The organism is Mesorhizobium sp. CO1-1-7, from assembly GCF_020164885.1.
In the GTDB taxonomy this organism is placed as follows: domain Bacteria; phylum Pseudomonadota; class Alphaproteobacteria; order Rhizobiales; family Rhizobiaceae; genus Mesorhizobium; species Mesorhizobium australicum.
In genome coordinates, this window is sequence record NZ_JAIUHA010000001.1 from 567833 (window position 1) to 583848 (window position 16016).

General features: G+C 64.9%; 13 protein-coding genes. 8 read left to right on the forward strand and 5 right to left on the reverse strand.

Going from position 1 to position 16016, the window contains the following annotated elements; genetic code table 11:
• The first annotated feature begins 14 nt into the window (after nucleotides 1-14).
• The 5 genes from LB516_RS02585 (at nucleotide 15) to LB516_RS02605 (ending at nucleotide 7154) form a co-directional block, all read left to right on the forward strand.
• Complete coding sequence (locus LB516_RS02585; protein ID WP_224718858.1) at nucleotides 15-2816, forward strand: [protein-PII] uridylyltransferase; 2802 nt, start codon at nucleotides 15-17, stop codon at nucleotides 2814-2816.
• 49 nt (nucleotides 2817-2865) lie between these two features.
• Entirely contained in the window at nucleotides 2866-4473 is a 1608-nt protein-coding gene (murJ, locus tag LB516_RS02590; RefSeq protein ID WP_224718859.1) for a murein biosynthesis integral membrane protein MurJ, read from the forward strand.
• A 172-nt stretch (nucleotides 4474-4645) separates the two neighbouring features.
• Entirely contained in the window at nucleotides 4646-5713 is a 1068-nt protein-coding gene (gene trpS / locus LB516_RS02595; protein WP_015314174.1) for a tryptophan--tRNA ligase, read from the forward strand.
• Nucleotides 5714-5815: 102 nt separating this feature from the next.
• Nucleotides 5816-6307 carry a universal stress protein gene (locus LB516_RS02600; RefSeq protein WP_010913128.1) on the forward strand — a complete coding sequence of 164 codons (492 nt, stop codon included), beginning with the start codon at nucleotides 5816-5818 and terminating at the stop codon, nucleotides 6305-6307.
• A gap of 277 nt (nucleotides 6308-6584) precedes the next feature.
• A complete protein-coding gene (locus tag LB516_RS02605) occupies nucleotides 6585-7154 on the forward strand; it encodes a NifU family protein (protein ID WP_015314175.1) in 570 nt (189 codons plus the stop codon).
• Between the two features lie 159 nt (nucleotides 7155-7313).
• Here the strand turns inward: LB516_RS02605 and LB516_RS02610 are convergent, their stop codons facing one another.
• A complete protein-coding gene (locus LB516_RS02610) occupies nucleotides 7314-7931 on the reverse strand; it encodes a L,D-transpeptidase (protein WP_224524262.1) in 618 nt (205 codons plus the stop codon).
• 225 nt (nucleotides 7932-8156) lie between these two features.
• Between LB516_RS02610 and cueR the strand changes: the two genes are divergently transcribed.
• The 3 genes from cueR (at nucleotide 8157) to LB516_RS02625 (ending at nucleotide 10056) form a co-directional block, all read left to right on the forward strand.
• The gene (cueR, locus tag LB516_RS02615; protein ID WP_224682938.1) at nucleotides 8157-8642 is read left to right on the forward strand and encodes a Cu(I)-responsive transcriptional regulator; all 486 of its coding nucleotides are present in this window, start codon (nucleotides 8157-8159) and stop codon (nucleotides 8640-8642) included.
• A gap of 109 nt (nucleotides 8643-8751) precedes the next feature.
• Complete coding sequence (locus LB516_RS02620; protein ID WP_224718860.1) at nucleotides 8752-9222, forward strand: nucleoside deaminase; 471 nt, start codon at nucleotides 8752-8754, stop codon at nucleotides 9220-9222.
• 333 nt (nucleotides 9223-9555) lie between these two features.
• Complete coding sequence (locus LB516_RS02625) at nucleotides 9556-10056, forward strand: MmcB family DNA repair protein (RefSeq protein WP_181172924.1); 501 nt, start codon at nucleotides 9556-9558, stop codon at nucleotides 10054-10056.
• Nucleotides 10057-10103: 47 nt separating this feature from the next.
• On the opposite strand, the gene nhaA is transcribed toward LB516_RS02625, so the two are convergent.
• The 4 genes from nhaA to hrpB all read right to left on the reverse strand — a co-directional run bounded on the left by nhaA (nucleotide 10104) and on the right by hrpB (nucleotide 15982).
• Nucleotides 10104-11297 carry a Na+/H+ antiporter NhaA gene (gene nhaA / locus LB516_RS02630; RefSeq protein WP_224718861.1) on the reverse strand — a complete coding sequence of 398 codons (1194 nt, stop codon included), beginning with the start codon at nucleotides 11295-11297 and terminating at the stop codon, nucleotides 10104-10106.
• Nucleotides 11298-11533: 236 nt separating this feature from the next.
• A complete protein-coding gene (locus tag LB516_RS02635) occupies nucleotides 11534-12097 on the reverse strand; it encodes an ActR/PrrA/RegA family redox response regulator transcription factor (protein WP_224718862.1) in 564 nt (187 codons plus the stop codon).
• 64 nt (nucleotides 12098-12161) lie between these two features.
• Nucleotides 12162-13493, reverse strand: a complete 1332-nt coding sequence (locus LB516_RS02640) for an ActS/PrrB/RegB family redox-sensitive histidine kinase (protein ID WP_224718863.1) — start codon at nucleotides 13491-13493, stop codon at nucleotides 12162-12164.
• Between the two features lie 26 nt (nucleotides 13494-13519).
• Entirely contained in the window at nucleotides 13520-15982 is a 2463-nt protein-coding gene (gene hrpB / locus LB516_RS02645; RefSeq protein ID WP_224718864.1) for an ATP-dependent helicase HrpB, read from the reverse strand.
• Nucleotides 15983-16016 lie beyond the last annotated feature (34 nt).

Genomic DNA, 16016 nt, shown 5'->3' on the forward strand with positions numbered 1-16016 from the left:
GCCGACCGGTATCTATGGCAAAAATCTCCCTGAAGCTCGATGAACTGATCGACGGCGAAGCCTTGCGCAGCGAGACGACCGCGCTGACCACGGCCAGCGCCGGCGACGGTTCCAGCAAGGCCATCCGCACGGCCGTCCTTCAGCTTCTCAAGGGGCGTCTCGCCGAGGGCCGCAAGACAGCCGAGGCCATGCTGAGGCAAGATGGCGGCGGCAATGCCTGCGCCGAACGGCTGTCGCACCTGATGGACGAGCTGATCCGCTCGCTCTACGATTTTGCCGCAACCCATGTCTACCGGGTGAAGAACCGATCCTCGGCCGAACGCATGGCGGTCGTTGCCGTCGGCGGCTATGGCCGCGGCACGCTGGCGCCGGGATCCGACATCGACCTTCTGTTCCTGCTGCCTTACAAGCAGACGCCATGGGGCGAACAGACGGTCGAATATATGCTCTACATGCTGTGGGACATGGGGCTGAAGGTCGGCCATGCCACCCGCAACATCGATGAGTGCCTCAGGCTGTCGCGCACCGACATCACCATCCGCACCTCGATCCTGGAAGCCCGTTTCCTGTGGGGCGAACGCAAGCTCTATGACGAGTTGATGCTGCGCTTCGACCATGAGGTGGTGCGCACGACCGGCCCGGAATATGTGCAGGCCAAGCTTGCCGAACGCGACGAGCGTCATGCCAAGGCCGGCGAAAGCCGCTATCTGGTCGAGCCCAACGTCAAGGACGGCAAGGGCGGCCTGCGCGACCTGCAGACGCTGTTCTGGATCGGCAAGTATTTTTACCGGGTGCGCACCGGCGAGGAACTGGTCGAAAAAGGCGTCTTCACCGAAGCCGAGTACCGCGAGTTCCAGAAGGCCGAGGATTTCCTGTGGGCGGTGCGCTGCCACATGCACTTCCTCACCGGCAAGGCCGAGGAGCGGCTGCATTTCGACATTCAGCGCGAGATCGCCGAACGGCTCGGCTATACGACCCATCCCGGCCTGTCGGCGGTCGAACGCTTCATGAAGCACTATTTCCTCGTCGCCAAGGATGTCGGCGACCTGACCCGCATCTTCTGCGCCGCGCTGGAGGAGGAGCAGGCCAAGCATGTTCCCGGCTTCAACCGCATCTTCCTCACCTTCCAGCGCCGCAAGCGCAAGCTTGCCGGCACGTCGGACTTCATCGTCGACAACCATCGCATCAACATCGCCGACGACGGCGTCTTCGAGCGCGACCCGGTCAATCTTCTCAGGCTGTTCTGGTTTGCCGACAAGCACGGGCTGGAATTCCATCCCGATGCGCTGAAACTGCTCACCCGTTCGCTCGGCCTGGTCAACAAGTCGCTCAGGCGCGACGAGGAAGCCAACCGGCTGTTCCTCGACATATTGACCTCGGACCGCAACGCCGAGCTCAACCTGCGGCGGATGAACGAGGCGGGATTGCTGGGCCGGCTGATCCCGGATTTCGGCAAGATCGTCGCCATGATGCAGTTCTCGATGTACCACCACTACACGGTCGACGAGCACCTGATCCGCTGCATCGGCGTGCTGGCCGAGATCGAGCGCGGCGACGGCGAGAAGGTGCATCCGCTGTCGCATGCGCTGATGCCCGGGCTGAAGAAAAGCCGCGAGGCGCTCTATGTCGCCGTCCTGCTGCACGACATCGCCAAGGGCAGACCAGAGGACCATTCCGAGGCTGGCGCCAGGATCGCAAGGCGGATCTGCCCGCATATGGGGCTTTCGCCGGCCGATACGGAAACCGTCGCCTGGCTGGTCGAGAACCACCTCGTCATGTCGATGACGGCGCAGACCCGCGACCTCAACGATCGCAAGACGATCGAGGACTTCGCCTCGATCGTGCAATCGGTAGAGCGGCTGAAGATGCTGTTGATCCTCACCGTCTGCGACATCAGGGGCGTCGGACCGGGCGTGTGGAACGGCTGGAAGGGCCAGTTGCTGCGTACGCTCTACTACGAAACCGAACTGCTGCTGACCGGCGGCTTTTCGGAAGTCTCGCGCGCCCAACGCACGGCGGCGGCGCGCGAACGCCTGGCCGAGGCGCTCGCCGACTGGCCCGACAAGGCGCGCAAGCGCTATGTCGGGCTGCATTATGAAAACTACCTCCTGACCGTGGACTTGCCGGACCAGCTTCGCCACGCCGAGTTCATCCGTGAGGCGGACGCGGCGGGCAACAAGCTCGCCACCATGGTCAAGACCCACCAATTCGAGGCGGTGACCGAAATCACCGTGCTGGCGCAGGACCACCCCCGTCTTCTCTCGGTCATCGCCGGGGCATGCGCCGGCGCCGGCGGCAACATCGTCGACGCGCAGATCTTCACCACGTCGGACGGCCGCGCGCTGGACACGATCCTGATCTCGAGGGAATTCGACCGCGACGAGGACGAACGCCGGCGGGCCGAGCGTGTCGGTCGGCTGATCGAGGACGTGCTGTCGGGCAAGAGCTGGCTGCCGGAGATGATCGAGAAACGCACCAAGCCAAGGCGCGGATCCAAGGTCTTCAAGATTCCGCCACGCGCCGAAATCCGCAACGCATTGTCGAACCGGTTTTCGGTGATCGAGGTCGAGGGGCTCGACCGCCCCGGCCTGCTGTCGGAAATCACCGGAACACTGTCCGACCTGTCGCTCGACATCGCATCGGCGCATATCACCACCTTCGGCGAGAAGGTCATCGACACCTTCTATGTCACCGACCTGACCGGCCAGAAGATCGACAACCCGGCCCGCATCGCCACCATCCGCAACCGGCTGATAGCGACGCTCGAAGGTGTAGCGCTCGAACGCGGCGGCAAGGCCAAGGCAGCCGCCGAGTGACGGCCATCATCCCCTTCTTCTTCCAATCCCACAGGCAGTTTGCGAACGCATGAGTCTCGTCAAGAAATTCGCTACCGTCGCGTCCGGCACGCTGATGAGCCGTGCGCTCGGTTTCGGCCGCGAGATGCTGATGGCGGCCGCACTCGGCACCGGACCGGTCGCGGACGCCTTCAACGCCGCCTTCCAGTTCCCCAACACCTTTCGCCGGCTGTTCGCCGAGGGCGCGTTCAATGCCGCCTTCGTGCCGCTGTTCGCCAAGGAGATCGAGACGCACGGCACCGATGGCGCCAAGCGTTTTTCCGAAGAGGTGTTCGGGGTGCTGTTCACCGCGCTCCTGGCGCTGACCATCGCCATGGAACTGGCGATGCCGCTGATCGTGCGCTACCTGGTGGCGCCGGGCTTTGCCGACACGCCGGGCAAGTTCGAGACGACCGTCACGCTTGCGACGATCATGTTCCCTTATCTGATCTGCATGTCGCTCGCCGCCATGATGGCGGGCATGCTGAACTCCTTGCGGCGCTATTTCGCCGCGGCAATCGCGCCGGCGTTCCTCAACATCATCCTCATCAGCGTGCTTGGCTATGCCTGGTACCACGGACTGGATGCACACGCTGTCGGCTTCGGCCTGTCCTGGGGCGTGCTGGCGGCCGGCGTCGTGCAACTCGCCATCGTCTGGGTGGCGGTGCGCAATGCGGGCATCTCGATCGGCTTCCGCCGGCCTCGGATGACGCCGAACGTGAAGCGGCTCCTGATCCTGGCGCTGCCGGCGGCGATCACCGGTGGCATCACCCAGATCAACCAGCTGATCGGAACGGCCATCGCCTCGGCGCAGGACAGTGCCGTGTCCTCGCTGGCTTATGCCGACCGCGTCTACCAGTTGCCGCTCGGTGTCGTCGGCGTCGCGGTGGCGATCGTGCTGTTGCCCGAACTGTCGCGGGCGCTGAAGTCAGGCAATCTGATCGAGGCAGCCAATCTGCAGAACCGCTCCGTCGAATTCACCCTGTTCATGACCTTGCCGGCGGCGGCGGCGCTCTGGGTAATGGCGGAGCCGATCGTGCGGCTGGTCTATGAGCGCGGCGCGTTCGCCGCCAACCATTCGACACCTGTCGTGGCGGCGATCCTGGCGATCTTCGGTCTCGGCCTGCCGGCCTTCGTGCTGATCAAGGCCTTCACCCCAGGCTATTTCGCCCGCGAGGATACGCGCACGCCGATGATCTTCGCCGCAATCTCCGTGGCGGTGAACGTCGCCACCGCGCTGACGCTGTTCCCGAGGATGGGTGCACCCGGCATCGCCGTGGCCTCCGCCGTCGCCGGCTGGGTCAACGCGCTGATGCTGCTTGCCGTGCTGATCCGGCGCGGCCATTGGGGCCGCGACGTGCCGCTGTTGAGGCGCATCCCACGGCTGGTGCTGTCGGCGGTGGTCATGGGTGTCGCCCTCTATTTCGCCGAACATTGGTTGGCCACAAGGATCGGCCCCGGCTCGCCGCTGGTCGTCAAGGCGACGACGGTGCTGGCGCTGGTGGCCGGCGGGGCGGTGCTCTATTTCGCCACCGCTTTCGCCACCGGCGGCGCCGATTTCAGCATGATCCGGCGCAATGTGGGGCGCCGGAGGACAGAAGCCGGCCCGTCCGTGGCAAAATCAGAACTCGACGAATAGATCGGCCGAGCATCCCGCCTGGCCGGTCTTGATCCCGCCCGCGCTCTCGTCCATAAGCGCGCCGTCGTAGACTTTCGCCTCGCGCGGTTTCCAGCCGCACGATTGGCTCCGAAAAGTCCGCAACTTTTCGGAATCACGCTTATACGGCCCTCCACAAGCCATGAGGAAAACCATGTCCGCCTTCAAGCCACTCGTCTTCTCCGGTGTTCAGCCGACCGGCAATCTGCATCTCGGCAACTATCTCGGCGCTATCAAGAAATTCGTCGCCCTGCAGGATACGTCCGACTGCATCTATTGCGTTGTCGACCTGCATTCGCTGACCGCCCAGCTTGTCCATGACGACCTTGCCGACCAGACGCGGTCGATCACCGCGGCGTTCCTCGCCTCCGGCATCGACCCGAAGAAGCACATCGTCTTCAACCAGTCGCGGGTGATGCAGCACGCGGAGCTCGCCTGGATCTTCAATTGCGTGGCGCGCATAGGCTGGATGAACAAGATGACGCAGTTCAAGGACAAGGCCGGCAAGGACCGCGAGAACGCCTCGCTGGGCCTGCTTGCCTATCCCTCGCTGATGGCGGCCGACATCCTGCTTTATCGCGCCACCCATGTGCCGGTGGGCGAGGACCAGAAGCAGCACCTGGAACTGACACGCGACATCGCGCAGAAATTCAACAACGATTTCTCCGACCGCATCGCCGGTCTTGGCGTCGGCGTCGAGATGAGGATAGGCGAGGAGACGGTGAACGGCTATTTCCCGCTGACCGAGCCGGTCATCGGCGGGCCGGCAGCGCGCATCATGTCGCTGCGTGACGGCTCCAAGAAGATGTCGAAGTCGGACCCGTCGGACCTGTCGCGCATCAACCTGACCGACGATGCCGACGCCATCTCGAAGAAGATCCGCAAGGCCAAGACCGACCCGGAGGCCTTGCCGAGCGAGGTCGACGGGCTGGAAAGCCGGCCCGAGGCGGAGAACCTGGTCGGCATCTATGCCGGTCTCGCCGAGATGTCGAAGGCCGATGTGCTTAAGGAATTCGGCGGCCAGCAGTTCTCTGTGTTCAAGCCGGCGCTGGCCGATCTCGCGGTGGAGAGGCTGGCGCCGATCGCCACCGAGATGCGCCGCATCCAGGGCGACCGCGCCTATGTCGACGCCGTGCTGCGGGATGGCGGCGAACGCGCCGGCGTGCTCGCCGAAACGACGATGAAGACGGTGCGCGACATTATCGGGCTGCTGCAGGGCTGATCGCGGCGCCGTGCACTGCACAACACTGGCACAAGGCCGGCGGCTTGCCGCCGGTCAGCGGCGGTGGCAGATTGCGGCCGAAAAGACACCGAGTAGATAGACATGGTCTCCAAACGCCTCAGCCGCGAAGCCGGTCACCGCAGGAAATTCCTGACGATCATCGACGACACGCCGGAATGCGAGCGCGCCGTCGCCTACGCCTCGAAGCGGGCGCAGAGCACCAGCGGCACGCTGGTGCTGCTCTATGTCATCGTACCGGACGACTTCCAGCACTGGCTGGGGGTCGAGAAGATCATGCGCGAGGAGGCGAACGCCACGGCGCGCGCGGCGCTGGACGGCTACGCCAACAAGGTGCGGCAGAAGCTCGGCATCGAACCGGAGATGGTGGTGCGTGAGGGCAAACCGACGGAAGAGATCCACAAGCTGATCGAGGAAGACCAGGACATCGCCATCCTCGTGCTGGCGGCCGGCGCCGGCAAGGAAGGTCCAGGACCGCTGGTCGGCGCCGTGGCCGGCAAAGGCGCTGCCTTTCCGATCCCGGTGACCGTGGTGCCACAGAATTTGTCGGATGAGGAGATCGACAGCCTCGCCTGAAATGTATCGAGATTCGGGTGATGCCGGCCTGCAAATGGCGGCTTCCGGTGCTTCCGGTGCTCACGTACTTCAAGTACGCTCCGCTCCGGTTCTCGGAAACCATCATTTTCGACTCGGCCTGACCCGAATCTCGACGCACTTCACAGTGCTTGGCATGAGTCGCAAAAACATTCCGCCAGCCAGCCGTTCCGGCGATGCGTTTCGCTTGAATGTCCCGCCGATAGAGCCTATTTAGAACTATTCCAAACTAGTTGCCCAAACGGGCATGGAGACGGCCATGTTCATCCAGACCGAGTCGACGCCCAATCCGGCGACGCTGAAATTCCTGCCCGGCAAGGAAGTGCTCCTAGAAGGCACCGCCGATTTCCGCGATGCCGACAGTGCGGCCATTGCCTCGCCGCTGGCTGGGCGGCTGTTCGAAATTCCCGGCGTCACCGGCGTGTTCTTCGGCTACGATTTCATCACCGTGTCCAAGGACGGCCCGGACTGGCAGCATCTGAAGCCGGCGATCCTCGGTGCGATCATGGAGCATTTCATGTCCGGTGCGCCTGTCATGGCCAAGGCCGGCCCCGCCGCCGAGACCAGCCAGACCGGCGAATTCTACGACAAGGCCGACGAGGAACTCGTCATCACCATCAAGGAGCTGCTCGACACGCGGGTGCGCCCGGCGGTGGCGCAGGACGGCGGCGACATCACCTTCCGCGGCTTCGAGAACGGCACCGTGTTCCTGCACATGAAAGGCGCCTGCGCCGGTTGCCCGTCTTCGACGGCGACGCTGAAGCACGGCATCCAGAACCTGCTTCGCCATTTCGTGCCGGAAGTGCAGCAGGTCGAGCAGGTCTCTTAGACGGCAATTTCCCACCCATGGACAACAAAAAACCGGGCCGAATTGCCCGGTTTTCTGTTTGGGACGTCCGTTGTTGCCTAGACGGTCCGCGTATGAAAGGCGACTTCCAGTTTAACCACGATCTGCCGGAAAAGCGGACAGGCTTTCCGGGATCATGGTCTAAAGAACGATGACCTTGGCGCCGACCTCGGCGCGATTGTAGAGGTCGATGACGTCCTGGTTCATCAGCCGGATGCAGCCCGACGACATGGCCTTGCCGATCGAGTTCCATTCCGGGCTGCCGTGCAGGCGGTAGCCCATGTCACCGCCCTTGTTGAACAGGTACATAGCGCGCGCGCCGAGCGGGTTCTTCAGGCCCGGATCCATGCCGCCGGCGAACTTGGCGAGTTCGGGCTGGCGCTTGATCATCTGCGAAGGCGGCGTCCAGGTCGGCCATTCGCGCTTGATGGCGATATGGGCGGTGCCGTGCCATTCGAAGCCCTCGCGGCCGACGCCGATACCGTAGCGGATTGCCCGGCCATCGCCCTCGATGAAGTACAGGAACTTGTTCTGCGTATCGACGATGATGGTGCCGGGCTTTTCCTTGGAGTCGTAACTCACTTCCTGGCGATGGTACTTCGAGGGCACCTTCTCGATCGGGATACGTGGCAGCTGGTAACCGGCATCGGTCACCGCGCCATAGTCGTTGGAGAACATCTGCCCGCCGATGGTGCTGCAACCGGCAATAGCAGTGGACAGCGCCAATGCGGCGATTATTGCAAGCGACTTCATGCGCATGTGGTGATCCGGTGCCCCGCCCAAACTAGAGCGGCACGAGTCGGCCGCTTTCTCGCCATCATTCATGCTGGCATTTGCTTTGCTTGCCAAGCACACGATGCCTATATGCGGGGACTTACGTGCTGGTATGCGTATCACTATGGCATTTCGGCAACATACTTCACCGGATTGTGAAGGAAATTCAATGGGCCTGAATCGCAGGCCCGCGAAACTCGAGGATCCGTCATGAATGTCGGCGACGCCGCTCACCGCTCAGGCCTGCCGGCCAAGACCATCCGCTACTATGAGGAGATCGGCCTGATCGCGCCCGCGCGCGCCGCCAATGGCTATCGCGATTATACGAGTGACGATATCCACCGGCTGGCCTTCCTGCGCCGCGCGCGCAATCTCGGCTTTTCGATAGACGATTGTCGCCAGCTGATGGCGCTCTACAAGGATCGCGGTCGCGCCAGCCACGACGTGCGCGCAATCGCCGCCGCCCACGTCACCGCCATCGAGGAGAAGGTGCGCGAGCTGCAATCGATGCGCTCGACGCTGCAGAAGCTCGTTCACGCCTGCCATGGCGACGAGCGGCCGGACTGCCCGATTCTGGATGACATGGCGGGGGCGGCGTTGGCCGGCGGCAAACCCAACCGCGGGAGCGATAGACCACCTGTTGAAGACGGTGGCCTGGGCGAAGGCGGCGTTAGCCGCCTTGCCACGCGTTCGTGAAAGCCGCCAGCGTTGGTTCGTGTGGTATATTGCACGCTCTGATATGAGCGTAGGGTAAAAGCACTGCCGCTGGTCGCCGGCCGGCGACCCCAATGACCGGAGAGAGCGCATGACTCGCGACCAGATGCTCGCCCACCTTCGCGCCGCCGATGCGGTCGCCCGCGAGGCTGCCGCGCACGGCCACCATCCGTTCGGCGCGATGCTGGTCGGCTCCGACGACGCAATCCTCATGCGCCAAGGCAATATCGACACCATGCATCACGCCGAGACCGAACTTGCTCGGCGCGCGGCGGCAGCCTATCCGCCGGAGTTTCTCTGGACATGCACGCTGGTTTCGACCGGCGAGCCCTGCGCGATGTGCACCGGAACGCTCTACTGGGCGAATATCGGCCAGCTGGTCTATGGCTTCGAGGAGACCGAGCTTCTCGCGCTGACCGGCGACCATCCCGAAAATCCGACGATGAGCCTTTCCGCGCGAATTGTGCTCGGCTCTGGACAGAAGAAGATCGAGGTCCACGGCCCCTTCCCCGAAATTGAGGATGAACTTGTATCGGTGCACCGGGGGTTCTGGCAGCGGTAATGGTTCCCCACGTCCCGGGAAAGGTCAGAAAGAGCGAACCGAACACAGGCGCAATGTGGCCACTGCTACATGGACTCGAGCGGAAACGCCGCCCTTCGTTCGAATGACGCCAACCGGTCAACCCTGCGATATCCTGGTCAAAGCTGACGGCGAACTCCCAAATCCCCAAATTTGCCGCCGCCAGTCAGGCTCGGCGGTTTTGCCCGTATTGATGTCCCCCAAACCGCCGAGCCGCCCCGGTCAGCCGGCAAACTCCCTCCAGGTCTGTCAAATACATAATCGCCGTTAAAAACCGGGTTCAAACCGTGAACAAAATCTGGCATGGTGCCTGGCATGCCAATCATCTCGCCGATTCCCCTGAACCCTCTGATCGACGGTCGCCAGTCCGAGCGCGCCATGCTGGTGCGGCGGGGCGTGCAGCGGTTGCTGATGCAGATGGGCGCGCATGTGCTGCCCGAGTTGTCGCTGGCCACCGGCCGGCGCGCCGATCTCGTGGCGCTGACGCGGCAGGGCGATATCTGGATTATCGAGATCAAATCCTCGATCGAGGATTTTCGCGTCGACCGCAAATGGCCCGATTACCGGCTGCATTCCGACCGCTTTTTTTTCGCCACACATCCCGGCGTGCCGGCCGAAATCTTTCCCGAGGAATGCGGCTTCATTCTCTCCGACGGCTATGGCGCCGAGATTTTACGAGATGCGCCCGAGCACCGCATGGCGGCGGCGACGCGCAAGGCGCTGATGCTGCGCATCGCGCGCGCCGGCGCGGCGCGGCTGCTGGCGGCGGAACTGGCGGGTGTCGCGGTGCCGGTGCTGGAGGGGGAGAGCGAGTAATCGCAGCCCTGAAATTGACGCCCGCCAGATGCTCCAGCCCGGAACGGCTACTCCGCTTCTTCCTCGCCACCCACAGCCGGCGCCATCAGCAGCACCGCGGCGCCAAGAAGCGCGGCGATGAAGGAACCGGCAAGGATGCCGACCTTGACCGCGTCCTGTAGCGCCACGTCGTTGGCGAAGGCGAGCAGGCCGATGAACAGGCTCATGGTGAAGCCAATGCCGCACAGGAGCGAAATGCCGATCATGTGCCGCCAGCCGGCGTTGGCCGGCAGGTCGGCGAGGCCGAAGCGGATGGCGAGCGCGGAGGAGCCGAAGACGCCGACCAGCTTGCCGACGACGAGACCGGCTGCGACGCCCAGCGTGAGCGGCTCGATCAGGGCGCTAAAACTCAGGCCGGTGAGCGAAACGCCGGCATTGGCAAAGCCGAAGATAGGGATGACGATAAACGCCACCAGCTTGTGCAGGCCGTGCTCGAGCCGGTGCAGCGGCGAATGGTCAAGGTCGTGGCCGATGCCGGCCGAGCGTTCGAGCGGAATGGTCAGCGCAAGTGCCACGCCGGCCAGCGTGGCATGGACGCCGGACTTCAGCACCAGTACCCACAGGATGGCGCCAAGCACGAGATAGGGCACAAGGTTCATCACCCGCATACGGTTGAGCAGGACGAGCACGGCAATCACGGCGAAGGCCGCGCCGAGATAGGCCAGCGACAGGCCGCTGGTGTAGAATATGGCGATGATGATGACGGCGCCGAGGTCGTCGATGATGGCAAGCGCGGTCAGGAAGACCTTCAGCGAGGCCGGCACGCGGCTGCCGAGCAGCGACAGGACGCCGAGCGCGAAGGCGATGTCGGTGGCGGTCGGGATCGCCCAGCCGGACAGTGCGGCCGAATTGTTGCTGTTGACGGCGACATAGACCAGCGCCGGCACCACCATGCCGCCGGCCGCCGCGATGCCGGGCAGCACCCGGCGTGGCCAGGTCGAGAGCTGGCCGTCCAGCATCTCGCGCTTGATCTCCAGCCCGACGAGCAGGAAGAACACCGCCATCAGCCCGTCATTGACCCAGTGCGAGACGCTGAGCGGGCCGAGATAGGCGTGGAGAACCGAGAAGTAGGTCCCGGCGAGCGGCGAGTTGGCGACGATCAGGGCAAGGGCGGCGGCCACCATCAGGATGATGCCGCCGGCCGCCTCGCTGTCCAGGAACTCGCGGAAAACGGAAACCGGCCGTCGCTTCAAATCCTGCATGTCGCCTCCGTCATGCCGCCTGCCGGCGTGCGTCATTTGCAATGATGCGCAAAGTCCGGCCGCCGGGCAAGCATGGAACCCTTTTCAGCGCCTCGGAGACTGTTTCGAAGTTCGCTCTGACGAGTCATTCGACGGTGGTTTCGAGAACCGCGGCGAAGCGGACATTCGTCCGTGGGCAACGGAAGCGCAGAAAACGCCGCCAGATGGCCGCCAGAGCAGAATTTCCAAACAGTCTCTCAGCGCGGCGCGCGCTTGGCCAGGATCCGCTGCAGCGTGCGGCGATGCATGTTGAGCCGGCGTGCGGTCTCTGAAACGTTGCGCTCGCACATTTCGTAGACGCGCTGGATATGCTCCCAGCGCACGCGGTCGGCCGACATCGGGTTTTCCGGCGGCGCGGCGCGCTCGCCGGTGGTGCGGGTCAATGCCGCAAAGACATCGTCGGCGTCGGCGGGTTTCGACAGATAGTCGACGGCGCCGAGCTTCACCGCCGTCACCGCGGTGGCGATGTTGCCGTAACCGGTCAGGATGATGGTGCGGGAGTCCTCACGCTTCTCGCGGATGGCGGCGACGACATCGAGGCCGTTGCCGTCGCCCAGCCGCATGTCGACCACCGCATAGGCGGGCGGATTGGCGCGCGCCTTGCCCACGGCCTCCTCGACGCTCTCCGCCGTCTCGACCACGAAACCCCTGGTTTCCATGGCACGGGCCAGACGGGTCAGGAACGGCTTGTCGTCATCGACGATCAGAAGCGAGGTGTCCTCGCCTTCAACTATAGGCCCACTGTTCTCATCGCCTGTCATCGTCTCGAAAATTCCTGCTGCCTTATTTTTACGCAGATATAGTTTTGCGGGGCCATTGTCCAATTTACGCAGTGTCAAACATGGTGGCTGGGGCCGATTCCGGGTTCAGGAAGACGCTTCTCGGCCACGAAATCCGCACCACGGCCCCTTCGCCGAGGCCGCTCGAATTGCGAAAATCGAGCGTGGCGCCCGAACGTTCGAGCAATGTCTTGGCGATAAACAGGCCGAGCCCGAGGCCGCCTCCGGCTTCCGTGCCCTGGCGTGTCGACATGTAGGGTTCACCGATGCGGTCGATGATCTCGGGCGGGAAACCCGGGCCGTCATCGGTGATCGAGAAGGAGACCGTCGCCTCGTCCCAGCTCCAGCGCACGGTGACGCTCTTGCGGGCGAAATCGACCGCGTTCTCGACCAGATTGCCGAGACCATAGATGACGCCGGGATTGCGGCGCCCGACCGGCTCCGGCCCGGTCCGCTCGCCAGGGCGAAGCTTGATCGAGATGCCGAAGTCGCGATGCGGCGCCGTCACCTCCTCGACCAGCGAGGTCAGTGGCAGGCGGGACAGATGTGCCTCGCCCTCCGACGACAGGCTGGTCAGGCGCTTGAGGATTTCACGGCAGCGCTCGCTCTGAGAGCGCAGCAGCTTCACATCTTCCCCGTATTTCGGATCGCTGCCGAGCAACTTTTCCATCTCCTTGGCGACGAGCGTGATCGTGGCGAGCGGGGTGCCGAGTTCGTGCGCCGCCGCCGCCGCCAGCCCGTCGAGCGCGGAAAGGTGCTGTTCGCGCTGCAGCACCAGTTCCGTGGCGGCGAGCGCGTTGGCCAATAGCCGGGCTTCGGCGGCCACCCGGAAGGCGTACATGGCGGTGAAGGCGATGGAGGACAGCACCGCCATCCACATGCCGGCGACATAGATGAAGGGCATCACAAGGGGCGCGCCTTCGTACCAGGGCAGCGGCAGATGGCGAAAGACCAGCAAGGTCGCCGCGATCATCACCAGCCCGCCGAGGATGGCGGTGAGGCGAAGGGGCAGCGACGTCGCCGAAATGACGACGGGCACGGTCATCAGCAGCGAGAACGGATTGGTCAGGCCGCCGGTCATGTAGAGCAGGCCGGCAAGCTGCAGGCTATCGAAGACCAGGATGCCGAAGGCGGCGAACGGGGTGAGCCGGTGCGCGGCCGGAAAGCGAAAGGCCAGAAACAGGTTCATCCAGGCCGAACAGGCGATGAGGGCAAAACACAGACTGACCGGCAGCGGAAACTTCAGGCCGTAGGCGACGACGAGCACGGTCACGCTCTGGCCGACAATGGCCAGCCAGCGCAGCCGGATCAGCGTGTTGAGGCGCAGTCGCTGGCTTTGCTGGAAGTCGGGCGTGTTCAGGATGTTGATCATGGCCATGGATTACAGCCGCAAACCAGCAAAGGCTAGGTCCCGCGCGGCTTGGCGCGGGCGGTGGCGGCGGCGAGCAATGGGTTTTCCGGCCAGACATGCTTGGGATAGCGGCCGCGCATGTCGGCGCGCACATCGGTCCAGGAGCCGCGCCAGAAGCCAGGCAGGTCTCGCGTCGTCTGGATCGGCCGGTGCGCCGGCGACAACAGTTCAAGCGTCAAGGGGACGGTGCCGTTGGCGATCGACGGATGGCGGTCGAGGCCGAACAATTCTTGCACGCGCACCGCCAGAACCGGCCATTCGCCGTCATAGCGGATCGGCACATGGCTGCCCGACGGGGCATCGAAATGAGTCGGCGCCAGTGCTTCGATCTTGCGTTGCAGGTCATGCGGCACGAGCGACGCCAGCCCGGCCGCGACAGTTCCGGGATCGATGGCGGCCAGGGAGGCCGCACCGGACAGAAAAGGCAGCAGCCAGTCGTCGAGGCGCGCGATGAGCGCTTCATCCGACATGTCGGGCCAGGGCTCGCCCAAGCCCTTGTGCAGCCAGGACAGCCGGTGGCGCAGCGTCTGCGCCTCCTTGCTCCAGGTCAGAAGGGAAAGCCCATGCTCGCGCAGGGCCTCGATGATGGCGCGGTCGGCATCGGCGCCGGCCGGCGGCGGCAACATGCGTTCGGCGAGCGTGATGGCGCCAAGGCGCACGGTTTCGCGCACCCGCACGGCGCGCCTGTCGCGATCGAAACTCGTCTGCCGGCGCGTTTCGATCCTGCCGCCAAGTGCTGCCCGGATGTCCTCCTCACTGCTTGCCGCAGCCGCCGTAATGCGGGCATTCTGCGCCTTGCCCTGCAGGTCCGCGACGACCAGAAACGGCTCGCCCGCCAGCGGGTCGCCGGCGTCGAGCATGGCGCCGGAACCGTTGGCCAGCACGAAACGGCCGCGCTCGCCGCGCGCCTTGGCGACGCGATCCGGCCAGGCGTGGATGAGCAGGGTTCCGGCTGGAACAGCTCCGCTGGTCTTCGCACCGCCTACATGCCTGGCCAGGCGCTCGGCAAGCTGGCGCGCCGACGTGGCACGCGGCGATCTTTCCGTGCGAAAGCGCATCAGTCGCCGTTCGAGGTCGGCACCGTCACCGCCAAGGCCACGCTCGGTCAGCAGCACGGCAAGCATGGCCGCCTCACCACCATGACCGCTGCTGGCCGCCTCGGCGACCATATGCGCCAGCCGGACCGGCAGAGCGAGCTTGCGCATCGCAGCGCCGGCGTCCGTCAGCCGCCCTGCTTCATCGATGGCCCCAAGCGCCCGCAACAGCGCCCGTGCTTCATTGAGCGCGGGAGCCGGCGGCGGATCGAGGAAAGCAAGACTGACTGGATCAGCGACACCGAAGGCGGCGCAGTCGAGCAGCAGACCCGACAGGTCCGCCTCGAGGATTTCCGGGGGTGTGAAGGCGGGAAGTGCCGCCGTCTGCTCGGCACGCCATAGCCGGATAGCGACGCCCGCCTGCGTGCGGCCGGCGCGGCCGGCGCGCTGATCGGCGGAGGCCTTGCTGACGCGCACGGTTTCCAATCTGGTCAGTCCGCTGGCCGGCTCATAGCGCGGCAGCCGCGACAGGCCGGAATCGATGACGACGCGCACGCCGTCGATGGTGATGGAGGTCTCGGCGATGGAGGTCGCCAGCACCACCTTGCGGCGGCCTGGCGGCGCCGGCTTGATCGCCGCGTCCTGCGCCTTGCCGTCGAGCTGGCCATAGAGCGGCACGATATCGGTGTCGGCGCCGACCTTGCCGGCCAGCCGCTCGGCGGTGCGCTCGATCTCGCGCTGGCCGGGCAGGAAGGCAAGCACGCTGCCGCTCTCCTCGGCAAGGGCGGCGCGGATCGCCTTGGCCATGGCGTCCTCGATCGGGATGCCGGCCGGCCGCTCGTCGTATCTGACATCGACGGGGAAGGCGCGGCCCTCGCTTTCGATCACCGGCGCGCCCGACAGGAGTTTCGCGACCCGTGCGCCGTCGAGCGTTGCCGACATCACCAGCAGACGCAGATCCGGCCGCAGCGCGCCTTGCACATCGAGGGCAAGAGCGAGACCGAAATCGCCGTCGAGCGAGCGCTCGTGGAATTCGTCGAAGATGACCGCCGAAACGCCGGGCAGTTCAGGGTCGTCGAGGATCATGCGCGCCAGCACGCCCTCGGTGACGACCAGGATTTTCGTCCGCGCCGAGGTGCGGTTTTCCATGCGCATGGCGTAGCCGATGGTGGCGCCAGGCTCTTCCCCCAGCAACTCGGCCATGCGGCGCGCGGCGGCGCGGGCGGCGAGCCGGCGCGGTTCGAGCAAGACGATCTTGCCCGTGCCCAGCCAGGGCGCATCGAGCAGCGCCAACGGCACCAGCGTGGTCTTGCCGGCACCGGGTGGCGCGACCAGCACGGCGCTGTTGCCAGAGCCGAGCGCCTCGCTCAGCGCCGGCAGCACGGCGGATACCGGAAGTTCCGGCAAGGGTTTGGTCGTCATTACGCCCGCATATCAGCGGTCGCGGGCGCCGTGC